At 38.6% G+C, this 23,920-nt stretch carries 24 protein-coding genes; 18 read left to right on the top strand and 6 right to left on the bottom strand.

What is annotated here, in order from left to right; genetic code table 11:
* Window positions 1–57: 57 nt before the first annotated feature.
* Window positions 58–825 (bottom strand): glycosyltransferase family 25 protein, encoded by a 768-nt coding sequence (locus HWV03_RS21475; RefSeq protein ID WP_211677842.1) that lies wholly within the window; start codon window positions 823–825, stop codon window positions 58–60.
* A 282-nt stretch (window positions 826–1,107) separates the two neighbouring features.
* Here HWV03_RS21475 and glpE point away from each other — a divergent pair, with 282 nt between their 5' ends.
* From glpE to hldE, 3 genes are read left to right on the top strand one after another with little or no spacing between them, the layout of a single operon-like run.
* On the top strand, window positions 1,108–1,428 hold the full coding sequence (gene glpE, locus HWV03_RS21470) for a thiosulfate sulfurtransferase GlpE (RefSeq protein WP_211677841.1): 321 nt from the start codon (window positions 1,108–1,110) through the stop codon (window positions 1,426–1,428).
* A gap of 8 nt (window positions 1,429–1,436) precedes the next feature.
* Window positions 1,437–2,285, top strand: a complete 849-nt coding sequence (glpG, locus tag HWV03_RS21465; protein ID WP_211673387.1) for a rhomboid family intramembrane serine protease GlpG — start codon at window positions 1,437–1,439, stop codon at window positions 2,283–2,285.
* Window positions 2,286–2,302: 17 nt separating this feature from the next.
* Window positions 2,303–3,724 carry a bifunctional D-glycero-beta-D-manno-heptose-7-phosphate kinase/D-glycero-beta-D-manno-heptose 1-phosphate adenylyltransferase HldE gene (gene hldE / locus HWV03_RS21460; protein ID WP_211677840.1) on the top strand — a complete coding sequence of 474 codons (1,422 nt, stop codon included), beginning with the start codon at window positions 2,303–2,305 and terminating at the stop codon, window positions 3,722–3,724.
* Between the two features lie 89 nt (window positions 3,725–3,813).
* On the opposite strand, the gene HWV03_RS21455 is transcribed toward hldE, so the two are convergent.
* Window positions 3,814–4,215 carry a flagellar basal body-associated FliL family protein gene (locus HWV03_RS21455; RefSeq protein WP_211673385.1) on the bottom strand — a complete coding sequence of 134 codons (402 nt, stop codon included), beginning with the start codon at window positions 4,213–4,215 and terminating at the stop codon, window positions 3,814–3,816.
* A 138-nt stretch (window positions 4,216–4,353) separates the two neighbouring features.
* Between HWV03_RS21455 and HWV03_RS21450 the strand changes: the two genes are divergently transcribed.
* Both HWV03_RS21450 and ubiA read left to right on the top strand, forming a co-directional pair.
* Window positions 4,354–4,986: a chorismate--pyruvate lyase family protein gene (locus HWV03_RS21450; RefSeq protein WP_255546971.1), complete on the top strand. Its 633-nt coding sequence runs from the start codon at window positions 4,354–4,356 to the stop codon at window positions 4,984–4,986.
* Between the two features lie 18 nt (window positions 4,987–5,004).
* Entirely contained in the window at window positions 5,005–5,865 is an 861-nt protein-coding gene (ubiA, locus tag HWV03_RS21445; protein ID WP_211677839.1) for a 4-hydroxybenzoate octaprenyltransferase, read from the top strand.
* A 118-nt stretch (window positions 5,866–5,983) separates the two neighbouring features.
* Here the strand turns inward: ubiA and plsB are convergent, their stop codons facing one another.
* Window positions 5,984–8,422 carry a glycerol-3-phosphate 1-O-acyltransferase PlsB gene (gene plsB / locus HWV03_RS21440; RefSeq protein WP_211677838.1) on the bottom strand — a complete coding sequence of 813 codons (2,439 nt, stop codon included), beginning with the start codon at window positions 8,420–8,422 and terminating at the stop codon, window positions 5,984–5,986.
* 197 nt (window positions 8,423–8,619) lie between these two features.
* On the opposite strand from plsB, the gene lexA reads away from it, so the two are divergent.
* The 11 genes from lexA to fghA all read left to right on the top strand — a co-directional run bounded on the left by lexA (window position 8,620) and on the right by fghA (window position 19,625).
* Window positions 8,620–9,243 (top strand): transcriptional repressor LexA, encoded by a 624-nt coding sequence (lexA, locus tag HWV03_RS21435; RefSeq protein WP_211677837.1) that lies wholly within the window; start codon window positions 8,620–8,622, stop codon window positions 9,241–9,243.
* 255 nt (window positions 9,244–9,498) lie between these two features.
* Window positions 9,499–9,786, top strand: coding sequence for an STAS domain-containing protein (locus tag HWV03_RS21430; RefSeq protein WP_211677836.1), 288 nt, complete (start codon window positions 9,499–9,501; stop codon window positions 9,784–9,786).
* Between the two features lie 9 nt (window positions 9,787–9,795).
* On the top strand, window positions 9,796–10,158 hold the full coding sequence (locus HWV03_RS21425) for a response regulator (RefSeq protein WP_211677835.1): 363 nt from the start codon (window positions 9,796–9,798) through the stop codon (window positions 10,156–10,158).
* A gap of 2 nt (window positions 10,159–10,160) precedes the next feature.
* On the top strand, window positions 10,161–12,212 hold the full coding sequence (locus HWV03_RS21420; RefSeq protein ID WP_211677834.1) for a chemotaxis protein CheA: 2,052 nt from the start codon (window positions 10,161–10,163) through the stop codon (window positions 12,210–12,212).
* Between the two features lie 15 nt (window positions 12,213–12,227).
* Window positions 12,228–12,764: a chemotaxis protein CheW gene (locus HWV03_RS21415; protein ID WP_211677833.1), complete on the top strand. Its 537-nt coding sequence runs from the start codon at window positions 12,228–12,230 to the stop codon at window positions 12,762–12,764.
* Window positions 12,757–13,605 (top strand): CheR family methyltransferase, encoded by an 849-nt coding sequence (locus tag HWV03_RS21410; RefSeq protein WP_211677832.1) that lies wholly within the window; start codon window positions 12,757–12,759, stop codon window positions 13,603–13,605. The genes HWV03_RS21415 and HWV03_RS21410 overlap by 8 nt, the downstream gene beginning before the upstream one ends.
* Before the next feature lie 46 nt (window positions 13,606–13,651).
* Complete coding sequence (locus HWV03_RS21405) at window positions 13,652–14,716, top strand: protein-glutamate methylesterase/protein-glutamine glutaminase (protein ID WP_211677831.1); 1,065 nt, start codon at window positions 13,652–13,654, stop codon at window positions 14,714–14,716.
* Window positions 14,703–15,902 (top strand): methyl-accepting chemotaxis protein, encoded by a 1,200-nt coding sequence (locus HWV03_RS21400; protein WP_211677830.1) that lies wholly within the window; start codon window positions 14,703–14,705, stop codon window positions 15,900–15,902. The genes HWV03_RS21405 and HWV03_RS21400 overlap by 14 nt, the downstream gene beginning before the upstream one ends.
* An 86-nt stretch (window positions 15,903–15,988) precedes the next feature.
* Window positions 15,989–17,323, top strand: a complete 1,335-nt coding sequence (gene dinF / locus HWV03_RS21395; protein WP_211677829.1) for an MATE family efflux transporter DinF — start codon at window positions 15,989–15,991, stop codon at window positions 17,321–17,323.
* Between the two features lie 267 nt (window positions 17,324–17,590).
* On the top strand, window positions 17,591–18,721 hold the full coding sequence (locus HWV03_RS21390; protein ID WP_211677828.1) for an S-(hydroxymethyl)glutathione dehydrogenase/class III alcohol dehydrogenase: 1,131 nt from the start codon (window positions 17,591–17,593) through the stop codon (window positions 18,719–18,721).
* Window positions 18,722–18,779: 58 nt separating this feature from the next.
* On the top strand, window positions 18,780–19,625 hold the full coding sequence (fghA, locus tag HWV03_RS21385) for an S-formylglutathione hydrolase (protein WP_211677827.1): 846 nt from the start codon (window positions 18,780–18,782) through the stop codon (window positions 19,623–19,625).
* A 58-nt stretch (window positions 19,626–19,683) separates the two neighbouring features.
* Here the strand turns inward: fghA and trmL are convergent, their stop codons facing one another.
* Window positions 19,684–20,148, bottom strand: a complete 465-nt coding sequence (gene trmL, locus HWV03_RS21380; RefSeq protein ID WP_211677826.1) for a tRNA (uridine(34)/cytosine(34)/5-carboxymethylaminomethyluridine(34)-2'-O)-methyltransferase TrmL — start codon at window positions 20,146–20,148, stop codon at window positions 19,684–19,686.
* Window positions 20,149–20,227: 79 nt separating this feature from the next.
* Here trmL and HWV03_RS21375 point away from each other — a divergent pair, with 79 nt between their 5' ends.
* Entirely contained in the window at window positions 20,228–20,461 is a 234-nt protein-coding gene (locus tag HWV03_RS21375; protein WP_211677825.1) for a hypothetical protein, read from the top strand.
* 44 nt (window positions 20,462–20,505) lie between these two features.
* Here the strand turns inward: HWV03_RS21375 and HWV03_RS21370 are convergent, their stop codons facing one another.
* Both HWV03_RS21370 and HWV03_RS21365 read right to left on the bottom strand, forming a co-directional pair.
* Complete coding sequence (locus tag HWV03_RS21370; protein WP_255546970.1) at window positions 20,506–21,798, bottom strand: ATP-binding protein; 1,293 nt, start codon at window positions 21,796–21,798, stop codon at window positions 20,506–20,508.
* A 105-nt stretch (window positions 21,799–21,903) separates the two neighbouring features.
* On the bottom strand, window positions 21,904–22,590 hold the full coding sequence (locus HWV03_RS21365) for a response regulator (protein WP_211677823.1): 687 nt from the start codon (window positions 22,588–22,590) through the stop codon (window positions 21,904–21,906).
* Between the two features lie 434 nt (window positions 22,591–23,024).
* Between HWV03_RS21365 and HWV03_RS21360 the strand changes: the two genes are divergently transcribed.
* Window positions 23,025–23,915 (top strand): cation diffusion facilitator family transporter, encoded by an 891-nt coding sequence (locus HWV03_RS21360; protein ID WP_274609798.1) that lies wholly within the window; start codon window positions 23,025–23,027, stop codon window positions 23,913–23,915.
* The last annotated feature ends 5 nt before the right edge of the window (window positions 23,916–23,920 follow it).

Raw genomic sequence — 23,920 nt, 5'->3', positions numbered from 1 at the left:
TAGGTAATAAAGTGATAAATAGTTGCTTCGCTATAACTGTTTATCACTTTAAATTATTTATAAGTCTGGATTATTATATTTTGCTAAAAAAGCAACATTATGATGTCGATTTAAAAAGAATTTTTTAATTTGAATAAATTGACGTTGAAAAAAACGATTGTTACTCTTATTACGTTTGCCACCCGTGCTGTCAATATCACTTAACATATTTTCATCTTGCGCTGATACGAATGGTAGTAAGCAGAATATATGGATATTTTTTTCCCACCAATATTGTAAATCAGTATCAAAAGGTCTACCAAATCGTTCAGTTTTCACAAGCAGTTCTTTAGCAGCCTTATAGCTAATCACGGTAGCAGAAGCCCCTGTAACGACCTTCGTATAGGCGACTAAATCCATATCTATAAGTCGTTTTTGGTATATTACTTTTTGTTTTATTTCTTTACTGTTATAGCTGGCCAACTTAATATAATCCCATTCAAATGGGATAGCATTTATATTTTCTATTGCTTTATTTAGATCATCTCGCAAGATAAAGTCATCTTCAAACACAATGCCATAATCAAGCTCTTTATCTACAATTGCTTGCCAAGCTTTTCGATGACTGAGGTATGCACCAATTTCACCATCATTTAATTTTCGATAGAATAATTTATGATTTAAATCGCTACTATAGTGTGTGTGTTTTTCCGTTTTAGATAAGTCAGCACCGTAGACGGCTGGTATCCTTGTGAAAGATAAACCAGCAGCTTTTAACTGTTGAGCTGAGGTTTCTAAACGTGAGGTTGATTTATCCAGGTTGATAACAAATATTTCATTATTCATATTAGTTGCTCATAGTTTGCAAATCTTAAAATTAGTACTGTGATTAAATTAATCATTCACAATTGATATCTTCTATCATGATGTTGAATTTTATAAATATTAATGCGCGTTATATCTCGTTCCAGTCTTATTAATGCCTGTTTAGAATTGAAATATAACAGGTTTCACTTTGATGGGATAGCCACCTTTGTGGATGATAATGCTTAAAGAGTACATCAATATTTGGTATCTTTGTTCTTATAGCAAATTTTAGTTCTTAATATCACTAAAGATGAGAAAATAATGGATAGTTTCAAACATATTTCAATTAATGAAGTTCAGCAATTAGTCAGTGATAGTACAGGCGTTAAAATTGTCGATATTCGTGACCCTCAATCATTTACAGATGCACATATTGAAGATTCATTGCATCTCACTGACTCAGTGTTAGGTAACTTCATGCAGCAAACGGACTTTGATGTGCCTGTGGTGGTGGTTTGTTATCATGGGCGTAGTAGTCAAGGCGCGGCGCAATATTTAGTGGAACAAGGCTTTGAAAACGTGTACAGCATGGACGGTGGGTTTGAAGCTTGGCGTCGAGAATGTGCGTTTGTGACAAAATAGGTAATAGCATGATTGAGATTGGTGTAATTAATAATCCACGTATGGCGCAGGCTTTTGTAGATTATTTAGCAGTGCAAAAAATTGATGCGAAAGTCGCACAAACAGAAGACGGGTTTGCGATCTGTTTACCCGCGATGACCCATGTTGAAGTTGCATCACAAGAACTTGATATGTTTTTGGCTGACCCTTATCAAGATAAATACCAAGCAGCGTCTTGGGATGTTGCTGATACGCGTACGGCAAATTTTAGTTATGGTTCGGGTAATATGTTGTCCAACTTTTTGATACATGCAGGTAAAGTGACCCTCACTATTTTTACCTTGAGTGTGGTTGTCTTTGCCGCGATGTATTTTAGCATGTTGACACAAAATGAATTTATATATGCTGCGCTGCATTTTCCTTTTGATTTAAGTGTTTCCTCACTGAGTGAGGTTTGGCGTTTATTTACCCCTGCGCTCATTCATTTTTCAGTTTTACACCTGGTATTTAATTTATTATGGTGGTGGTATCTTGGTGGCCAAATTGAAAATAAGCTGGGCAGTAAAAAGTTATTACTGTTGTTTTTAGTTGCTGCGTTAATACCCAATATCGGTCAGTTTTTATTAGCAGGACCTAACTTTGGTGGTTTATCGGGTGTGGTTTATGCCTTGGTCGGTTATATTTGGTGGACAGGTTGGTTAGCGCCAACACAGGGTATTAGTTTACCCAAGCCTTATGTTGGTTTTATGCTGGTTTGGCTTGTGCTCGGCTTTTTCCCTATATTTGGTCTTAATGTTGCTAACGCTGCACATGTACTTGGTTTAATGGTTGGTTGTGGCCAAGCATTTTTAGACTATAAATTTAAATCTTCTAATTAGAAATTATCGAGAGAATAATGGAAATCATTTTACCTGACTTTAACAATTCAAAAATATTAGTCGTTGGCGATGTAATGTTAGATCGTTATTGGACGGGCGATTCGAGTCGTATTTCTCCCGAGGCGCCTGTTCCAATTGTTAAAGTGAATAATGTTGAAGATCGCCCTGGTGGTGCCGCTAACGTTGCGCTTAACCTTGCGGCTTTAGGTGCAAGTACAAAACTTTTAGGCTTAACGGGTAATGACGAAGCTGCACAAGCGCTATGCGGGAAAATGAATGCTGTCGATGTAATTTGTGATTTTTTGCAATTAGATGATTACCCAACTATCACTAAATTACGTGTATTAAGCCGTGGCCAGCAAGTGATTAGATTAGATTTTGAAGAATCTGTTGCGGCAGTCGATACCCAACCTTTAGTCGCTAAAACGATTGATAATTTTTCGGATTATTCAGTAATGATCGTATCGGACTATAACAAAGGCGCCTTGGTTGAGGTACAACAAATGATCCAAGCTGCAAAGCAACAAGGCGTTAAAGTTTTTGTTGATCCAAAAGGCTGTGATTTTGAAAAATATCGTGGTGCGACCTTATTAACGCCAAATTTATCGGAGTTTGAAGCGGTTGTTGGACATTGTAAGAATGAACAAGACCTTGTTGAGAAAGGTCGAAAATTAATTACTGAATATGATCTTGAAGCATTATTAGTTACGCGTAGTGAAAAAGGCATGACCTTAATTCGAGCTGAACAAGATGAGTTTCACCTTCCTGCATTAGCACAAGAAGTGTATGACGTGACAGGCGCGGGTGATACGGTTATCTCAGTATTAGCAGCTGCTGTATCAGCGGGTTCATCACTCGAAGAAGCTTGTGCATTGGCTAACGCGGGAGCAAGTGTTGTAGTTGCTAAAATTGGTACGTCGACGGTAAGCCCGATTGAATTAGCTAACTCTGTTTACGGCTCTCATGAAAGTGGGTTTGGTGTATTAAGCGAAGAGCAGTTAAAAATTGCGGTTAAATCAGCTAAGTTACGTGGCGAAGAGATTGTCATGACTAATGGTTGTTTTGATATTCTGCATGCGGGTCACGTGTCTTATTTAAATTCGGCACGTAAACTGGGGCAACGTTTAATTTTGGCGGTTAATTCTGATGCTTCTGTACGTGGGTTGAAAGGATCTGGTCGTCCGATTAATACTTGTGACCGCCGTATGACAGTACTTGCTGCTTTAGGTGCCGTTGATTGGGTTGTGGAGTTTGTTGAAGAAACACCAGAGCGTTTAATCTCTGAATTACTACCTGATGTATTAGTTAAAGGTGGTGATTACAAAGTGGAAGAGATCGCTGGGCATAAACAAGTTCTGGCGAATGGTGGCAAGGTTAATATCTTACAATTTGAAGACGGTTGCTCCACGACTGCGATCATTAATGCGATTAAACGTTAATGCTATTTAAAAGCATAAGTGCCTAGCTGATTGTATTAGCGATGTAAATTGATAAAAGGAGTAGGCTTAGCGGCTTACTCCTTTTTTGATTACATTAATATATATTTGGTAAATAATAGATTCTCAATAACGGCCTCACCACTTTCTTGTTTTAGTAAGCTGTTCACTTCATTTTGGATCATTTTTCTGATCTCTTCTCGGCCTGTGAGAGAGCGTAAATGTTGTGGTGATTGCTGACCGAGTAATGAAATTATTTTATCCCTGATCAAGGGCTCATGCTTTTCTATCACAGCTAAGCTTTTTTTATCTGCGAGCATAAATTCTATAGAGACACTGATGAAACCAATTTTGTTTGTTTCACTGGTATAGTTGGTAATAATATCCGGCTCTAAGCCGAAATAAATATACACCGGCTTGTGGTCGTTAGCAGATACGGCAGTGGAAGATACTGAGGCCATGATCATGCACAAGAGCCAGAATAATTTTTTCATTTACCGTATCCTTAGTTAAATGAGTCGTTAAAGTAGGTTGGTTGTGAGCCAGTATACTCACTTTCAAATGATTAATTAAATAAATCAGTTAACAACTTGTGTCCCTGCTTACAATCTTGGTCTGAATAGCAGATAATTATGCCTGATTTCGTTGTTGAAAAAGTAATTTATAATATGTCAGATAATATAAATAATACGCGTACTAGTGAGCAGACATTACCATGCTACCCCATCGGCTGTGATTCGAAGTGGTTATGGCCAACTATATTAGAAGAAAAATTATCTGCGAATCTTTATGATTGGCTCGTTGATACGGGGTCATTAACAGCTAGATTGAAGCAGCATTGTCAGACATTTACGGTTGAAATATTAGCGGAAGGTCATTATCAATTATCCGACGATGAAAAGATAAAATTAAACCTAACGGATAATTTAGGTTTTGTTCGTGAGGTACTATTAAAACTTGATGGGATACCTTGGGTTTTTGCGCGTAGCGTTATGCCATTAAATACGCTAACTGCACCGGGCGGTGAATTGGAAAAACTGGGGACCCGTTCATTAGGTAGCGTATTGTTTAACGCGCCAGATATGCAGCGTAGTGAAATTGAAATCGCTGAGTTTTATTCACATAGTAAAATATATTCATTATCTCACCTGTTTTCATCTCCCCCTAAAGCATCGCTATTCGGACGTCGCTCGTGTTTTCTATTAGGCGGGCAGTCATTACTGGTTTCTGAAGTGTTTTTACCTGATTCCTTAGCGTATAAATAATAAAAGGACGTTAACATTATGTCGTTCATGACATCAAAAATGAAAGATTACATACAGCTTACTCGTATGGATAAGCCTATTGGCACCTTGCTGTTATTGTGGCCAACGCTGTGGGCGCTGTGGATTGCTGCTGAAGGGGTCCCTAAATTAGATGTACTCCTCGTTTTTACATTAGGGGTTATTGTAATGCGTGCGGCGGGATGTGTGATTAATGATTTTGCTGACCGTCATGTTGATGGTCATGTAAAACGCACTGAAAATAGGCCGCTGGCTGCAGGGCGTATATCAAGCCGTGCCGCGTTGACGTTTTTCTTTGGTTTAACTTTGTTCGCATTTTTACTCGTCTTGACCATGAATACATTGACGATACTATTATCGTTTGTTGCTGTTGGCCTTGCCGCGTGCTATCCATTTATGAAGCGTTATACTCACCTACCTCAAGTTGTATTAGGCATGGCATTTGGTTGGGCTATTCCGATGGGGTTTGCGGCGCAATTAGATTCTGTACCGAGTTATGCATGGTTATTATTTGTGGCAAATATCTTATGGACAGTTGCTTACGATACCTTATATGCCATGGTTGATCGAGATGATGATTTGAAAATTGGCATTAAATCTACCGCAATTTTATTCGGTAAAAAAGATAAATTGATTGTAGGGTTATTACAATTGTCATCGTTATTATGTTTAGGCTTATTAGGTTGGTTATTGGTTTTACCAAGCGTGTTCTTTATTGGCTTAACAATCGTTGCTGGACTATTTATTTATCAACAATCTTTGATTGTGAATCGCGACCGAGAGTCTTGTTTTAAAGCATTTCTACATAATAATTATGTCGGTATGATTATTTTTGCGAGCTTATTTTTAAGTTATGTGTAACCCCTGAACAGGGGTTATCACAAATAAAAAAGGAGCTAACGCTCCTTTTTTATTACTTCCAATATGTAATGCCGGAAGGTAATGTCATTATAGTAATGATATCACCTCAAGTATGACGTTACTTGTTGTCACTAGACTGCTGACTAAGCATTACATCCGAGATTGTTTGCTTCACTTCAAGCGTGGTCAAGCTTCTGACTATATTCGCTAACTGACTAATTTTATCAGCTTTAGCTGTGCCTTCATCAGATAAGTAGTGCAGCTCTTGGAGTTTATTAATAAAGATAGCGAGTACTTTCTTATCAAAAAACTCTGGCGCACTCACACCATTTAGCGATGATAAACGTTCGGCAATTAACTGACTACGATCTTCGAGTAGGCTCTTTTCAATGACTTGGTTATGCTCTAATACGGTCAGTACAATCGCATAACGTTGTAGCGTTTCTTGGATGCTTGCAGCAAGCAGTCTTAGTGACATTAAGTGTTCGTTAACCGGTATAATGACATTGTCACTATTGACTATTAATCCCTGTGTCTGCATCTCAGTTAGCGTATCAGTGATACAATCATCTAATTCATCGTCTGAATATTTCAAAAACAATTCCGCTTGAATTAAGGGATAAAGCTGGCGAACTTTACCATTAATTTCTTCTACACTGGTCTGTGGTTTTTCTGTCACGATTGCCGCAATTAATGACGGTAGTGCAAACAGGTGTAAAATATTATTACGGTAGAAGGTTAATAGTACAGCTTGTTCATATGACATCGATAGCATTTGTCCTAAGCTATCTTCACGTACGGTGAATTTTTTCAGCGAGATCGCTTGGTCTAGAATCTCTTCTGCACTGTTTTCTGGTAAGGTACTAAATTCACTATACGGGTTGTTACGAAGTAATTTTAAGTAACTATCAATTTGCTTCACCAAAATTTCTCGGCTCAGAGCCTTATGTGGCGCGGCGTGTAAAATTACTGCGCAAATCGTTAAAGCATTTACCGCAGCGGCACTATTGATATTTATCATCACTTTATTCGCAAGATCGCGAGTTGTTTGGTTTAGCCATTTAGGCTGTTCTTCAACCGGCATATTCATATCATCACGCCAGTTTTCAACGTGTTGATTTAAATATTGGTTAAGGTTGATCGGTTCACCAAAGTTAACAAATGCTTGGCCATAATTTTTAAGCTTTCTGGCGATCCCAAATACTTGGAATATACTTTCCTTTTTCTTATGAGCCCCTGATAACTCTTTTACGTAGGTACTCACTTCCATCACATGATCGTAGCCTAGATATACCGGCACTAATGTAATAGGTCGGCTTTGTTCTCTTAACATCGCTTGTAATGTCATGTTAAGCATACCGGTTTTTGGTGGTAATAAACGTCCGGTACGGCTTCGGCCACCCTCAGTAAAGAATTCAACTGAATATCCTTTTGAGAATAATAAGCTTAGGTACTCTCTGAATACGGTTGCATAAAGTTTATTGCCTTTAAACGTACGACGTAAAAAGAATGCGCCGCCACGACGGAACATAGGGCCAGCAGGGAAGAAGTTAAGATTTATACCGGCGGCAATGTGTGGTGGGATCAAACCTTCATTGTAAATAACATAAGAAATAAGTAAGTAATCCATGTGGCTACGATGACAAGGCATAAATACAATTTCATGACCGTCGGCGGCAAGTTTACGCACTTGTTCGGCGTTATTAACTTTGATACCGCTGTAGATCTTATTCCATAACCAGCTCATAAAATTACTGGTGTTTTTTACGAGTTTATACGAAAAATCACTGGCAATTTCATCGATGTAATCATTGGCTCGCTTTTCCGCTTTTGTTGCTGAAATATTATGCTCAGCGATCTCAACTTGAATGGCTTTTTTAACTTCTGGATTACGCAGTAGTTGTTCAACAAGTTGGTAGCGGTTAGGTAGTTTAGGGCCTGATGCGGCTAATTTTTGACGACTGAAATGGATCTTAGCAACACGAATTAATTTCTGTACGATTTTTTCATCGGTGCCGTGCTGATCGGCCATGAAACGCAGTGATACCGGTTTGTTAAAACGAACCAAGTTATCTTTACGGTTAAGACCCACAATGATTGTTTTACGTAAACGGCTTGGTGAAATACTGTTTGCTAATGATAGTAGTGGTATTTGACCTTCTTTACCGGGGGCGCGTCCCCAAAACAATGCGACTGGCATCAATTGAATATCAAGGGCTTTATCATCTTTATGTAAGCGTAATAGCTGTTGGAATTCGTCAAAAAATACGTCAGTATCTTTTACTCGGCCGAAGAGGGGCGCTGGATTATCTAAGCAAACATAACTGGGAATGATGACCCCGTTCACTTTTATTGGTGTAAGCGGGTCGGGTAAGCCTCGTTCTTTACAAGCTCGCTGTAATGCCACGAGATCGGTCATCGATTTAGTTTTTAAAGCATAAACAATAGGACGTGTTAAATCTAGATTTAACGCATCAACGGGGTTATCTGGTACGTACTGAGATTTAACTAAGCCGTTAACGAAACTTCGACTTAACATTGACGGTGTTTGTTGCATAGGTGTTATCATTCTGTTGTATAAAGTGCGAGAGTGCTTGCTCCAATAATATCAGATGTGTAGCCATAAATCTGTGTTTCAGCGCCAGCAAACGATTAATTCATTATTATCCAGATATACTCAAGGCATATATTGCAAACTTGACAATACTGTATATAATTACAAGAAACTGTATATAAAACCAGTTAGGGTTCATGATGAAAGCATTGACACAAAGACAAGCAGAAGTATTTGAATTAGTTAAACAACATATTAAAAATACTGGTATGCCACCGACCCGAGCTGAAATTGCTAAGGAACTTGGTTTCCGTTCACCTAATGCTGCGGAAGAGCATTTAAAGGCATTAGCACGAAAGGGCCATATCGAAATTCTTGCGGGTACTTCTCGTGGTATTCGTTTGTTGGTTGATGCTGAGCAAGCCAGTAATGACAGTGGTTTACCTTTAATTGGGCAGGTTGCCGCCGGTGAGCCAATTTTAGCGCAAGAACATATTGAAGCACACTATAATGTTGACCCTTCAATGTTTACACCAACGGCAGATTTTTTACTGCGTGTACGTGGCGAAAGTATGCGTAATATTGGGATTATGGATGGCGATTTATTAGCTGTACATAAAACTAAAAATATCAGTAAAGGCCAAGTTGTTGTTGCGCGTGTTGACGATGAAGTAACTGTTAAGCGCTTTGAACAGCAGGGCTGTGAAATCTTACTGCACCCTGAGAATGATGAAATGAGCACAATTCGTGTTGATTTAAATTTCCAACATTTTGATATTGAAGGTGTCGCTGTCGGTATTATTCGTAATACCGATTGGATGTAATCACACCTTCTTACCCATCGAGCCTGAAGATAGATAGTAAATAATCCTATTGCTGACTATCTATCTTTATATTTCTTTTTTCATTTCTTATCCCCTATCTTTAAATTTAGAAATCGTTTTCAAATCTTGCTTTAACATCACAGTTCTGATCATCTTCTACCTATTAATTTTTTCTTTTCCTATACTCAACATGAGATATAAAAATAAATATTTAATTTGTTTGTCGGTACGCTGGTACAAATATAGGATTAGTTTATGGAACAATACGTTATTGCTATGACGTTGGATGATAAGATCGATGTTTCATCGATTTCCACTCTTAAAGTTATACTTGATCAGCTCCCCATTAAAGCGTCATCTCAAGTACTTGATGCGCGTAATGTGACTCACATAGACAGTGCCACTTGCCAATTATTTTATGCTTATTCTCAACATTTAATTACACATAATGCGACCCTCATTTTTCTATCTCCATCGGATAAATTTACGACTGTTGTTCAAGCTCTGGGGTTCGACGTATATTTTAATTACGCATCAGTATGAGGTGTTCTCATGAAACGAATATTAGCTGTAGATGACTCGGTATCCATTCGTGAAATGGTTCAATTTACCCTAAAGCAGGCTGGTTATCACGTCGATGCCGCCGTTGATGGTGTGGATGGATTAGAAAAAGCTAAAATGGGGAATTTTGATCTTATTATTTCTGATATTAATATGCCTCGGATGGACGGTATTAGCTTAATTAGCCAACTGCGTAATGAGCGAGCGTATAAATTTACGCCTATCTTAATGTTAACCACAGAATCGGGTAGTGATAAAAAGATGGCTGGTAAATCTGCTGGTGCGACTGGGTGGATCGTTAAACCTTTTAATCCTGAAAAGCTCATTGCTACCGTGCAAAAAGTATTGAGGTAAGCATGGATATCGATCTCAAACAATTTCAACAGGTATTTATTGAAGAATGTGTCGAAGGGTTAGAAGTGATGGAAACTGAATTGCTAAAGCTAACGCCTGGTGCAGTTGATAGCGAAGTGATTAATACGATTTTTCGGGTTGCTCATTCCATTAAAGGGGGCGCGGGCACATTCGGTTTTAATCAACTGACAGAATTTACTCATGTCGCAGAAACATTATTAGATGATCTACGCGCTGGGACTTTAGTCCTTACTGACGATCATATTAGTCTTTTTTTACAAACTGTTGATTGTTTAAGAGAGTGGGTCCAACTATTAGCCTGTGATTTAGAATCAATCCCTGACATTGTAGAAGAGCTTAAGTATCAATATAACCAATTTTTGCAAAGAGATATGAATCAACAAGCATTACCGAATGGTGATGAAATAGCGGTGACGGATGTTGCCGAATTAGCAACTAATGCACACGATGACGGTTATTGGTTAATTAATTTTATTCCCGGTCCGGATATTTTAAAACAAGGTAATGAGCCACGTTTAATCTTTGCTGAATTACAGGAGATGGGCGAGCTAAAAGTAACTCCCAAGATTGCGGACCTCCCATTATGGGAGGTGTTATTACCAGAAGATATTTATGTGAGCTGGGAACTTGAATTAATTAGCAACATCAGTGAATCGCAAATAAAAGAAATATTCGAATGGGTTGCAGATGACTCAACAATCATCATTATACATTCTAATACTTTCTCTAATTCAAAGGCAGAATATGGTAATACTGATCATGCTTTAGCCGAATCTGTGATGACTCCAGTTGTATCGAAAACAATAATGAATAACGCGCCGACTGAAATAAATTCAATTCGAGTATCAATCGATAAAGTTGATGCGTTAATCAATATGGTCGGTGAATTAGTGATCACCCAAGCGATGCTCGGTGAGCTTGGTCAGGATTTTTCTGCTGAGAGGCTACCTGAGTTTAAAAAAGGCTTGATTCAATTATCTCAGCATACCCGTGAGATGCAAGACAGTGTGATGAAAATAAGAATGTTGCCGATCCAATTCGCCTTTAATCGTATACCTAGAATGGTAAGGGATCTAAGTGGGAAATTAGGTAAAAACGTACTGCTTAGGATGCAAGGTGAAGAAACTGAGCTAGATAAAATTATGCTTGAAAAGATCTCTGACCCAATTATGCATCTCGTTCGTAACGCTTTAGACCATGGTATTGAAACCATCGGAGAGCGTAAATTGGCTGGTAAAAGTGACGTTGCTTGTTTGGGGATCACGGCATTTCATCAAAGTGGTGAAATTATTATTGAGATCCGCGATGATGGTCGAGGATTAAACAGAGCAAAAATTCATGCTAAAGCCATTGAAAACGGAATTGCTAATCAAGACCAGCATTATAGTAATAGTCAAATTGATGAATTAATTTTTGCACCTGGGTTTTCAACAGTGGAAACGATCAGTGACATTTCTGGTCGTGGCGTCGGCATGGACGTGGTGAAGAGAAACATTGAATCGCTTGGTGGTGATATTAAGGTTGAGTCTCATGATGGAGAGGGCAGTTGTTTTTCGATTCGCTTGCCATTAACGCTTTCTATTATGGATGGTCAACTAATCAAAATCGGTAATAAAACGTATATCTTACCTATTATGTCAATCATTGAGTCACTGCAGCTGAAAGATGGCATGGTGACTAAGTTGGCGGATCAAACTGAGGTCTTTAAATTACGTGATGAATTTATTCCTATTATTCGACTCTACCGAGTACTAAACCATGAAACGAGTTTAGAGCATATTACCGATGGACTATTAGTTGTGGTTGAAAGTGGCTGTAATAAATATGGTTTATTAGTGGATGATTTGGCTGCACAGCAGCAAGTCGTGATTAAAAATTTAGAAGATAATTTCATGAAGGTTAGCTGTGTATCTGGTGCCACTATTTTAGGGAACGGAACGGTCGCTTTAATCTTAGATATTGCGGATATTGTCAAAATAATCACAACCGAACGACGCCAAATGCAAGGTCTGCGTGCACATGTTGCCGCTTAAATAGAAGGTATTGATATGGAGAGTAGTATGCAGGCTGACATTGATACAGGTGAACAATCAACCCAATTTTTGACTTTTATAATGGCAGATGAAGAATATGGTGTTGAAATATTAGATGTACAAGAGATTCGTGGGTGGGAACCTTGTACCGAGATCCCTAACATGCCGCAGTATGTGAAAGGCGTGATTAATTTACGTGGCACGATTGTTCCTATTGTGGATTTACGACAAAAATTTGGTTTCAATAATATTGAATACAGCACGACGACAGTCGTTATTGTCGTGAAAGTATTAGTCGAAGATAAATCAAAAATAATGGGGTTAGTTGTCGATGCTGTCTCTGATGTACATACGATCGCACATGGCGATATTAATTTACCGCCGCAATGGGGTCAAGATTATGGCCCAAGTGTTATTCAAGGATTAATATCAATTAACAATAAAATGGTGGTATTACTCAGCTCAAGTCTATTGTTAGATTTAGAGCAGTTTCAAAATATCGAGCAAATAAAAGGACATAATACGCAATCATCAATAGTTGCTAATGACTAATATAGTTATTCCTCTGCTATACAGTGAAACTAAGGGGGATACCTTAAATAACATGTGTATGTCGGATATAGATTTTCATTATTTAACGCAACTGGTCTTTAGTCAATCGGGAATTGTACTCGGTGAATCCAAGCGAGATATGCTTTATGCGCGGGTGATGAAAAGGATCCGATATCTCAAGATAAATGGCTTTTCAGCTTACTGCCAATTGTTACAAGATGGCTATAGTGGCGAGTTGAACGAGTTCATTAATGCGATCACCACAAATCTAACTGGTTTTTTTCGTGAACGATATCATTTTGATTTTTTACAACAAGTCGCACTGCCTGATTTTAAGCGTAATAATCCAGATAAAAAACTGAGAATATGGTCTGCGGGGTGCTCAACTGGGCAGGAAGCATATTCGATAGCCATGACAATTGAGAACCAATTACGTTATTGGGATGCAAAAATATTAGCAACAGACCTAGATAGTAAGGTGCTGTCTCATGCTACTGCTGGTTACTATGATGACCTGGCTGGGATCGCTATCGATTATCGCCTGCAATATTGTCCCGATATGAATAACTCTCATCAGTACGTTATGAGTGAAAAAGTGAGGCAGCTGATTGCTTTTAAACAGCTTAACTTACTTGCTAAATGGCCAATGAAGGGACAGTTTGATGCGATATTTTGTCGTAATGTATTTATTTATTTCAACGAGGAAACGACTAAAAAATTAGTCCAACGATTTTATTCGCTACTTAAACCCGGTGGATATCTTTTTATTGGTCATTCTGAAAGTCTGCAACGTTTTAACACCCATTTTAGTCTTGTCGGTCAAACGATTTATCAACGTTAAGGTCGTTTTATCTCACCATTTTAACGGCGCTATAGGGATATCTTCTATGCAGAAAATAAAAGTGCTTGTTGTCGATGACTCTGTATTAATGAGAAAGATATTAATGACATTACTTCACTCAGATTCGGAGATTGATGTTGTTGGCAGTGCCGTCGATCCTTTTGATGCACGTGAAAAAATTAAAAAACTACAGCCAGATGTATTAACACTGGATGTTGAGATGCCAGGGATGAACGGTCTCTCTTTCTTAGACAATTTAATGCGATTACGTCCAATGCCTGTTGTCATGGTATCAACCTTGACATCAAAAGGTGCGCCAGTGACATTGAAGGCTCTGGAGTTAGGGGCCTTTGATTTTATTGCTAAACCCACTGATAACAGCGCACAATCATTCGGTTATTTTGGCGATGAACTGTGTGCTAAAGTTAAATTAGCCAGCAATGCAAACTTACGCGTTATGAAAACCCCGGTGACAGCTTTACCGGCAAGCCAAGAAATACAAGCAGAACGATTAATTGCGATTGGTGCTTCAACGGGAGGAACAGAAGCATTGCGAGAATTACTGACGCCATTAGCTCCCCCTTTTCCTCCGGTTGTTGTGACCCAGCATATCCCAAAAAATTTCAGTGGGGCGTTTGCAAAGCGTCTAAACGACAATTGCCGTTTAACTGTGATTGAAGTAACTAGTGAGCAAATTATTGAACCTAATCATGTATATATAGCGCCTGGCGATTGCCATTTAAAGGTGCATAAATCTGGACGACGTTACACTTGCCAATTATTTGATGGTCCTGCGGTTAATCGGCATAAACCGTCAGTGGACGTGTTATTTGATTCTGTTGCTACAACTTATGGGGCTAAAGCGATTGGTGTCATGCTAACTGGCATGGGGAAAGATGGGGCTGAGGGATTATTGTCGATGCGACAGACTGATGCCGTCACTATCGCGCAAGATGAAGCGTCATCCGTTGTTTGGGGGATGCCTGGTGCCGCGGTTCAGCTTGGTGCTGTTATGGATATATTAAGTTTGCCGTTAATTGCCCCTAAGTTAGCGGCATTGGTACAAAAGAAAACAGGTAAAGCGAAAGGGGTTGCTTATGACTCGATTTAATTTTTATCAAGGTGTTGCGCTGCTGCCATTATTGTTGATGTTGCTTTTACAGGAATGGCTTGCGGCTGGTGCAGCGTTCGTCACATTAATACTTATGTCGATAGCTCTATTTACTCTTTATAAGAAGTCGGTAGAGAAACCCGTGGAAGAAAAAATTGAGCATATCACGTCGATGAATACCAAAGCGATGTTGCTCAGTATGCTACAAGAAGAGATCCCGCCACGTATTGATGAATTAAAAGATGGTTTGAATAAAACCCAGCAAATTAATAGTGAGTCGTTTATCACCTTAAATAGCGCTTTTTATCAGTTATTGCGTATGTCAGCAGAGCAATCCGCATCTTTACATAAAGTACTGCTCAGTATCTCTAAAGATAAAGCCTTAGCCCTTACAGGGAAAGAATATTATGATCCTGATGCAATTGATTTAAAAACATTCATTGAATCAACACACCAGTTTCTTAATATTTGTTCTGATTTAATGATGGAGACTACCGCGCAAAGTAATGATGCCGTCAATAAGATCGCAGTGATGGAAAGTCAGATGAATAATATTAATGGGCTTGTTGAAAATGCACAGAAAATCGCTAGGCAAACCAATTTACTTTCCTTGAATGCAGCGATTGAAGCTGCTCGGGCTGGAGAGATGGGACGTGGTTTTGCCGTTGTAGCACAAGAAATGCGATTATTATCTGATACTTCAAATAAATTTAATGAGGATATCAGAGGACAAGTGACACAAGCGATGGCAACATTCGTTGAAGCGAAATCAATGGTTGAATCGTTAGCGAAAGATAATGCTGAAAAATCATCGCAGACACAAGCGCGGTTACACCAAGAATTAATTAAATTTGTCCAATTAGAAGAAAGCTTAGAAATAAACTTAGATAATCTCATGAGTTTATCGGTTGATACTCAAGTATGCGTTAATGATTCTGTTAGAAGTCTGCAGGTTGAAGATATCATCAGTCAATTATCCGAGCACAACTTATTGCAAGCTGAGAATATGAAGCAAGTATTATTTGCGTGTAGCGAATTACTATCAGCAGATGCGCATATTGAGCAGCATACTTTTATTGATAAGCTCAAAGTTGCCGCTGAACAGTTAAAACAGCAATCACTGCAAGTACAACAGAAGACGATCAGTACGGGGTCGATGGATGAAGGTGAAATAGAGTTGTTTTAATTTTCGATAGGTAATACTTTGTTTCATAATTGAAGTTAGATAGACTCTGGCCTCTTTTATTTCCCTCTACAAAGTTGAATTTGTCTATGTGGTTATCTATTCCTACTTCGGTGCATCGAAATATCATCGCGTTGGCATTGCCAATGATCTTGTCAAATATCAGTATTCCACTACTAGGTTTGGTTGATAGCATCGTTATTGGTCATCTTGAACAAGCTTGGTATCTCGGTGGCGTAGCATTGGGTTCTACTGTGGTTATGTTTATTGTCTCTATGTGTAATTTCTTACGCATGTCGACAACAGGATTGACTGCACAGGCATTTGGTAAACAAGATAGTTCTGCGATATTAATGACGCTCGCACACGCCTTGTTAATTGCGTTTTGTTTATCCGTTTTATTACTGTTGTGTAAAAATTATATTGTTGAATTAGCCTTAATGCTGACGGAAGCAAGTGACAATGTGCAACAAAATGCACAGGCCTATTTATCGATTCGTATGTGGGGTATCCCCGCTGCGTTATTTAATTTTGCGATATTAGGTTGGTTAATAGGCCTGCAAAATATGAAAGCGCCGATGCTGTTATTAATTATTGCTAACGTGTTTAATATTTTCTTAGATATTTTATTTGTGGTGAATTTAGAATGGGGTGTAGAGGGCGCTGCGGCTGCGTCGGTGATTGCAGAGTATGCCGCTTTGTTATTTGGCTTATTATTAGTATTAAAGCAGCTCGGTAAGATTTCGTTACCTCATAGATCTGACATTATCAGTCGTTTATTTGCATCAGATAAATTACAGGGCTTACTGTCACTCAACCGTGATATATTTATCCGTTCGCTCTGTTTACAACTGACATTCGCCTTCATGACATTTAAAGCTGCAAGTTTTGGTGATGAGTATATTGCGGCTAATGCGGTGTTACTCAATTTTCTGATGTTTATCTCTTTTGCGCTGGATGGCGTGGCTTACGCGGTGGAAGCGATGGTCGGTAAGGCGGTTGGCGCTAAAAATACCCTTGCTTATCGTCAATCAATTCTCGCGTCATTGATCTGGGCGGGTATATTTTCCGTTGTTTTCTCTACGATTTTTTTCATCTTTGGCGAGGGAATAGTGCATATGATCACGGATATAGAAAGTGTTAATACCATTGCTGTTGAGTATTTACCTTGGTTAGTGTTATTACCCTTTACAGCTGTATGGTGTTTTGTATTTGATGGTGTATTTATTGGTGCAACTCGGGCAAAAGATATGCGTAACAGCATGTTATTTTGTGTCGTTTGTATATTCTTACCTACATATGTTATTAGCAGTGGATTAGGTAATCATGCTTTATGGCTGGCGATGAATACTTTTATGCTTGCCCGTGGTTTATCACTCGCTTGGTTGCTATCCCCTTCGCTACAAGAGAAGATCATGCAATGAAATTCTATCGACTATACTGAAGAGGTTTAAGCCTTCCTGATAATACAGCACTGTTATCAAGTTCGTTATTAACGAAAAAGAAAGATGAAATTACCGCGGTATTTTTGCTTTCCTTTTTATTGTTACACCTGGGTAAAAGTAATTTGTGTTTAAAGGGTATTATCATTACTGTGCAAATGAATATAATGAACGCCATACAGTATGACTGGTCGTGATGCAGAGATAAGCATTAACGATGATATTAATTTTATCCCAATGGAGATGAACATGACTGACAAATTTATTAAATCTAAAGCGGCTATTGCTTGGGGTCCAAAGCAACCACTATCAATCGAAGAAGTGGATGTAATGTTACCAAGAAAAGGTGAAGTGTTAGTTAAAGTGATCGCATCTGGCGTATGTCATACCGATGCATTCACATTATCGGGAGATGATCCAGAGGGTATCTTCCCCGTAATTTTAGGTCACGAAGGTGGCGGTATTGTAGAACAAATAGGCGAAGGTGTGACGAGCGTGCAAGTTGGCGATCATGTTATCCCTTTATATACGCCAGAATGTGGCGAATGTAAGTTCTGTAAATCAGGTAAAACTAACCTTTGCCAACAGATCCGTGAAACACAAGGTAAAGGCTTAATGCCTGATGGCACGACGCGTTTTTATAAAGACGGTCAGCCAATCTTTCATTACATGGGTTGCTCAACATTCTCTGAATACACTGTATTACCAGAAATTTCGTTAGCGAAAGTTAACAAAGAAGCACCGCTTGAAGAAGTATGTCTACTTGGTTGTGGTGTAACGACAGGTATGGGCGCGGTAATGAATACGGCTAAAGTTGAAGAAGGCGCAACTGTTGCTATCTTCGGTCTAGGCGGTATCGGTCTTTCAGCTGTTATCGGTGCAACGATGGCTAAGGCCAGTCGTATTATTGCCATCGATATTAACGAAAGTAAATTCGAACTAGCGAAGAAATTAGGTGCAACAGACTTCATTAATCCAAAAGATTATGACAAGCCTATTCAAGACGTTATCGTTGAATTAACTGACGGTGGTGTAGATTACTCATTCGAATGTATTGGTAACGTTAACTTAATGCGTTCTGCATTAGAATGTTGTCATAAAGGTTGGGGCGAATCAGTTGTAATTGGTGTAGCGGGCGCAGGTCAAGAGATCTCAACACGTCCATTCCAACTAGTAACTGGTCGTGTATGGCGTGGTTCTGCATTCGGTGGTGTTAAAGGCCGTACAGAACTACCTGATTACGTTGAACGTTACCTACAAGGTGAATTCAAATTAAGTGATTTCATTACGCATACCATGGGTCTTGAAGATATCAATGAATCATTTGATTTAATGCATCGCGGTGAAAGTATCCGTACCGTTATTCATTTCGATAAGTAATTAAAATATGTCCCGCTATTTATAATCTACATAGCGGGACGACTAGTAAAGGTTTGTCATGTCTATAGAAGTTGTTAGTAGTAATAAAATGTTTGGCGGTTGGCAGCATCAATATAACCATGCGTCGACTGTACTAAACTGTCAGATGCGTTTTGCTGTGTATTTACCACCGCAAGCATCCAATATGCGTAAAGTACCTGTGATGTATTGGTTGTCAGGCCTGACGTGTACTGATGAAAACTTTATGCAAAAAGCCGGTGCTCAGCGTATTGCTGCAGAACTGGGTATTGCGATCGTGGCACCGGATACTAGTCCGCGTGGTGAAGGTGTACCTGATGATGTTGACCAAGCGTATGATTTTGGTTTAGGTGCTGGATTCTATGTGAATGCCACACAAGCACCGTGGAACACACATTATCAAATGTATGACTATGTGCTCAATGAATTGCCTGCATTAATTGAAGCTAATTTCCCGGTGACACAAGAGCGTGTCATCAGTGGTCACTCAATGGGTGGTCACGGTGCATTAGTGATGGCATTGCGTAATCCTGAGCGTTATCGTTCAGTAACGGCATTTAGCCCGATTAGTAATCCGATTAATTGCCCTTGGGGGCAAAAAGCGCTGCAAAACTATTTAGGTAAAGACAAAGCAACATGGCAAGAATACGATGCTAGTTTACTGATGGCTAAAGCAGAAACGTTTGTACCAGCAATGGTCGAACAAGGAAAAGATGATTCATTCTTGGATGAGCAACTCAAGCCGAATATGTTGACTGCTGCCGCAGAGAAAAAAGGTTATCCTCTCACGCTAGAAATGCATGATGGTTATGATCATAGTTACTATTTTATCGCTACGTTTATTGAAAAGCATATGCGCTTTCATGCGGCTAATCTAGTAAAATAACGATTATAAATAATTTTACGATAAGGGTGATAGGAATTTTTTCTATCACCCTTTCTTTTTATTTTGAACCCGAAAAATCCAGTTGGCGCCAGCTTTCATAGATGAAAACAGATACCGCGTTCGATAGATTCATGCTGCGACTCTCTGGTAGCATCGGAATTCTTACCTTTTGCTCTTGTGGCAATGTATCGAGTACTTCTGGCGGTAGACCACGTGTTTCAGGTCCAAATAATAAAACATCACCTGCTTGGTATTGTGCTTCATGATGGTATTTTGTGCCTTTGGTTGTACATGCAAAAATACGAGCATCACCTACACAATCTAAAAATGCTTGATAATTAGCATGACGTTTTACGTCTGCAAATTCATGATAATCCAGTCCCGCACGTTTTACCCTTTTATCATCCCATTCAAAACCAAGCGGTTCGATTAAATGTAATTTGAAACCAGAGTTGGCACAAAGGCGAATGATATTACCTGTATTTGGTGGGATCTCAGGTTCAAATAGTGCTACTTGTAACATAATAAAGTCTCAGTTCAGGGTTATATAACGTAGGTACTTTGCGTAGAATAGCAAATTTAACAACCTAATGGTAAAAGTGATGAAAAAGCGTAGTACTTTGATCGTGATAGGCTTGGTAGTATTAAGTGCGATACCTTTTAGCTTAAATATTTTGATTAATATGTTCTTTGATGATCTGGATACTGAAATATATGAGAAGAAAAAAGCGCGGGTAGAACAGCGTCGACAAATAGAAAAGATGTTTCCTGATTTAGATACAAAAACTCCATTGCGTCCGCAGGTTGAAAAGGATAAAAAAGCAGAAGATAAATAAGATTTTAAGTATCTTCTGCTCCCGTTAAACCACAGATGAGCCCATTAGATCATAGGTATAGTAATAGCGATTTTTAAACCTTGAGTATCTCTATTGCTTGCCCGTATCTCGCCATGATGCTGTCGGATTGCATTATCCGTTATTGCGAGTCCCAAACCTGCCCCTCCGGATTCTCGATCGCGCGCTTGTGATACGCGGTAAAACGGTTTGAATATCTGTTCTATCTCATCTTCTGGCACACCAGGACCGTCATCAGTTATCACAAATGTTATTTTATCTAGGTCACTGATTACCGCTAAATGAACTTGTTGATTAGCATAGCGCAATGCATTACGAATAACATTCTCTATAGCGCTGCCGAAGAGTGCTGGAAAACCTTTGATATCCAAGTCTGGAATAGGCTGATGACTGAAATTTTTGTCTAATTGCTCCGCCTCGAAAATAGCATCATCGCAAATAGGCTGTAACAGTGAGTCTAGATTAAATGATTCTTTGGTTGTGGCATTTAATTGTGTTTTCGATAAGTTTAATAGTGCTGCAATCATCTCTTCTAAACGCTGCGACTCATTATCAATACGCACGATCTCTTTGGTCTCACCATAATGGCGCTTAGATAATGCAACTGACATTTTCAGCCGTGTTAAGGGCGATCTCAACTCATGAGAGATATCACTCAATAAACGATGCTGAAGTGAAATATGTTCACGGATAGAAAGCATCATAGTACGTAGACTTCGCGCTAATTCACCAATCTCATCTTGTCTCTGAGTCGCTGGAACGACAGCATCTAAATTACCGTCGGTGATCTCGGATGCGGTTCTTTGTAATTTTTGTAATGGTTTCGAAATATGCCATGCGAGTAGTGCACATAACGGCATACTGACAAACATAGTAATGAAAAGTAATAGAAATGGCCTATCTAATACATTAATTAACCATATGTTGTGCTCTGCTGGTAACTGTTGTGCTGCATACAGCTGAAATTGTTCACCACGTAGTTTTATTGGTATTGGTCCAGTCATTAACCAGTTTTTATATTGTTTTACTTTCGGTTTCGGCGATTCTTCACTTTGCAAAATAAAGCGACGAATGGCTTTAGAAGCTTTGCTACTTGAAATGATATCGCCATTTTCACTAACCAAATAAAAATGTTTTGTCTGTGCTTCTTTAGGGGTTATTAACACTTGTAATGGGATGTTCGGATAGCGATCTGCAGAGCTAGAGATATTATGTGCAATGCTATTTAAAATGCTAGCTGAGCGCGGATCAAGTTGTTTCATGATTCGGCTATCTAAGGTTGGTAGTGCTATAACGACAGCAACCACAAGTAGTAGCATACACCAAAACCAGACAAAAATTTTAACGAACAGTTGATTCAATTTGCGACTCAGCACGTGTTAATAACCTTATTTCAAAAATAATAGAAGCGTAAGATGGGCTGGTTATGTATCTAGCCACATATAACCACGACCACGGAGCGTACGAATTCGCATTTTTTCATCTTTTCTTTCTGGTAACTTCTTACGTAAATTACTTAAATGCATATCAATACTACGGTCAAATGGTGTTAGCTTTTTCCCCAGTACTTGATCGCTTAAATCAGCTTTGGTTAGGATCGTACCAGGCGATGAGATTAGTGCCTCTAATAACATTAGCTCGGTACTGGTTAAGTCAAGCAGAATACTTTGACACCATGCCTCCTGGGTTCGGCTGTTTATTTCAATGTCTAAATGTGTCAACAATTCTGTTTTTTTGGTTGATGTCGTTGGCTCGATTCGACGTAATACAGCTTTAATTCGAGCTAATAGCTCACGATCACTAAATGGTTTTGGTAAATAATCATCGGCACCCATTTCCAAGCCAAGTACACGGTCAATTTCATCGCCTTTTGCGGTTAACATTAAGACCGGTGTGCTGTTATCTACTCGAAGTTTTTTTAATACTTCAAAACCGTTTAGTTTTGGCATCATGACATCTAAAAGTACCATATCATATTGACTACTTCTAATTGCGGCTAAACCCGCTTCACCATCATGTACCATATCGACATCGAAATCTTCGAGACTTAGAAATTCAGCGAGTAATTCGGCGAGCTCTTTATCGTCATCAATTAGTAATAATTTAGTCATATTAGGTACTCTGTTAATTGTTTTTATTGTATTAGGATACTGGGTTAAGCGGTAAATAATTCGAAGATTTACCTTGTTTTACATTTTTGTTTCAGCATTATAAAAAATAGTGATACCTAGTCAGTTTAACTAAGATCGTGTAATAAACAATGCAATCTTCAATTAAAGAGCTGAAGATTGTGAGGTGCTACGTAATTGCTTTATTTATGGTTTAGGCTTAATTACACAGTATTTATTACTACAATTTTAGATGAACGAACTAGGATTTAAGCCCTAATTATATCTATGTGTTGCTGCTATCCTAAAATAACAACAGAATATTTTTATTTTCCCTATTTTCTTTGATTTATAGGTTGTTTAAGTGAATAACTTCACGTTGTTTTTCTATTACCCCAGTTTATAATAAACGCATAGATAATATAAAGGGTAACTCTGTGATAGATTCTGATCATGAACAATTAATTAAACGAGCCAGTTATGCTTCTGTTGCTACAGCGGTCATTTTATTATGTAGTAAATTGTTTGTGTGGTTTGCCACTGGGTCGGCATCAATATTAGCCTCATTGACGGATTCATTTTTAGATATTGGTGCATCCATCATTAATTTGTTTGCTATTAAATATGCTTTAGAGCCAGCGGATGATGCGCATCGCTTTGGCCATGGTAAAGCAGAATCTTTAGCTGGATTAGTGCAATCAGCGTTCATTGTTGGCTCATCTATTTTATTAATGCTGCATGGTATTAGCGCATTATTAGATCCTCAGCCGATCGAACGTTCAGAGCTTGGTATCGCTGTATCCATTTTTGCGTTATTAGTCACTTTTATTTTAATTCGTTACCAAACGCATGTTGTGGCTAAAACCGGAAGTATTGCGATTAAAGCTGATTCACTTCATTATAAATCTGACTTGTGGCTTAATGCGACAGTACTTATTGCGCTTAGTTTATCTGCGTATGGTTTTTATTGGGTTGATGGATTAGCGACAATTTTGATATCCTGCTACATATTATACAGTGCGTACGAGATCGGTATGGAGTCAATTCAGACATTATTGGATCATGAATTACCGGCTGAAGATATTGATAAAATAACAGCGATTGTGGTAAATACGGAAAATGTACTCGGACTACATGAGTTACGAACGCGACAATCAGGCTATATGCGTTTTATTCAATTGCATATAGAACTGGATGATCACCTTACTCTGTTTCAGGCCCATGCGATTGCCGATAATGTTGAAACTAATTTACTCTGTGAATTTGTAAATACGGAAGTTCTCATTCATCAAGATCCAATCTCAATTGTAAAGATGAAAAATGATTAATATAA

Origin of the sequence: Moritella sp. 36 (assembly GCF_018219415.1) — a bacterium.
Classification (GTDB): Bacteria; Pseudomonadota; Gammaproteobacteria; order Enterobacterales; family Moritellaceae; genus Moritella.
Note: the sequence above shows the minus strand (reverse complement) of the source record. Positions and strands in the feature narration are given on the sequence as shown.

Excerpts from the sequence above, each read along its gene's own strand:
- HWV03_RS21475 (WP_211677842.1), bottom strand. The coding sequence starts at position 825 with ATGAATAATGAAATATTTGTTATCAACCTGGATAAATCAACCTCACGT.
- glpE (WP_211677841.1), top strand. The coding sequence starts at position 1,108 with ATGGATAGTTTCAAACATATTTCAATTAATGAAGTTCAGCAATTAGTC.
- glpG (WP_211673387.1), top strand. The coding sequence starts at position 1,437 with ATGATTGAGATTGGTGTAATTAATAATCCACGTATGGCGCAGGCTTTT.
- hldE (WP_211677840.1), top strand. The coding sequence starts at position 2,303 with ATGGAAATCATTTTACCTGACTTTAACAATTCAAAAATATTAGTCGTT.
- HWV03_RS21455 (WP_211673385.1), bottom strand. The coding sequence starts at position 4,215 with ATGAAAAAATTATTCTGGCTCTTGTGCATGATCATGGCCTCAGTATCT.
- HWV03_RS21450 (WP_255546971.1), top strand. The coding sequence starts at position 4,354 with ATGCCTGATTTCGTTGTTGAAAAAGTAATTTATAATATGTCAGATAAT.
- ubiA (WP_211677839.1), top strand. The coding sequence starts at position 5,005 with ATGTCGTTCATGACATCAAAAATGAAAGATTACATACAGCTTACTCGT.
- plsB (WP_211677838.1), bottom strand. The coding sequence starts at position 8,422 with ATGCAACAAACACCGTCAATGTTAAGTCGAAGTTTCGTTAACGGCTTA.
- lexA (WP_211677837.1), top strand. The coding sequence starts at position 8,620 with ATGAAAGCATTGACACAAAGACAAGCAGAAGTATTTGAATTAGTTAAA.
- HWV03_RS21430 (WP_211677836.1), top strand. The coding sequence starts at position 9,499 with ATGGAACAATACGTTATTGCTATGACGTTGGATGATAAGATCGATGTT.
- HWV03_RS21425 (WP_211677835.1), top strand. The coding sequence starts at position 9,796 with ATGAAACGAATATTAGCTGTAGATGACTCGGTATCCATTCGTGAAATG.
- HWV03_RS21420 (WP_211677834.1), top strand. The coding sequence starts at position 10,161 with ATGGATATCGATCTCAAACAATTTCAACAGGTATTTATTGAAGAATGT.
- HWV03_RS21415 (WP_211677833.1), top strand. The coding sequence starts at position 12,228 with ATGGAGAGTAGTATGCAGGCTGACATTGATACAGGTGAACAATCAACC.
- HWV03_RS21410 (WP_211677832.1), top strand. The coding sequence starts at position 12,757 with ATGACTAATATAGTTATTCCTCTGCTATACAGTGAAACTAAGGGGGAT.
- HWV03_RS21405 (WP_211677831.1), top strand. The coding sequence starts at position 13,652 with ATGCAGAAAATAAAAGTGCTTGTTGTCGATGACTCTGTATTAATGAGA.
- HWV03_RS21400 (WP_211677830.1), top strand. The coding sequence starts at position 14,703 with ATGACTCGATTTAATTTTTATCAAGGTGTTGCGCTGCTGCCATTATTG.
- dinF (WP_211677829.1), top strand. The coding sequence starts at position 15,989 with ATGTGGTTATCTATTCCTACTTCGGTGCATCGAAATATCATCGCGTTG.
- HWV03_RS21390 (WP_211677828.1), top strand. The coding sequence starts at position 17,591 with ATGACTGACAAATTTATTAAATCTAAAGCGGCTATTGCTTGGGGTCCA.
- fghA (WP_211677827.1), top strand. The coding sequence starts at position 18,780 with ATGTCTATAGAAGTTGTTAGTAGTAATAAAATGTTTGGCGGTTGGCAG.
- trmL (WP_211677826.1), bottom strand. The coding sequence starts at position 20,148 with ATGTTACAAGTAGCACTATTTGAACCTGAGATCCCACCAAATACAGGT.
- HWV03_RS21375 (WP_211677825.1), top strand. The coding sequence starts at position 20,228 with ATGAAAAAGCGTAGTACTTTGATCGTGATAGGCTTGGTAGTATTAAGT.
- HWV03_RS21370 (WP_255546970.1), bottom strand. The coding sequence starts at position 21,798 with ATGCTACTACTTGTGGTTGCTGTCGTTATAGCACTACCAACCTTAGAT.
- HWV03_RS21365 (WP_211677823.1), bottom strand. The coding sequence starts at position 22,590 with ATGACTAAATTATTACTAATTGATGACGATAAAGAGCTCGCCGAATTA.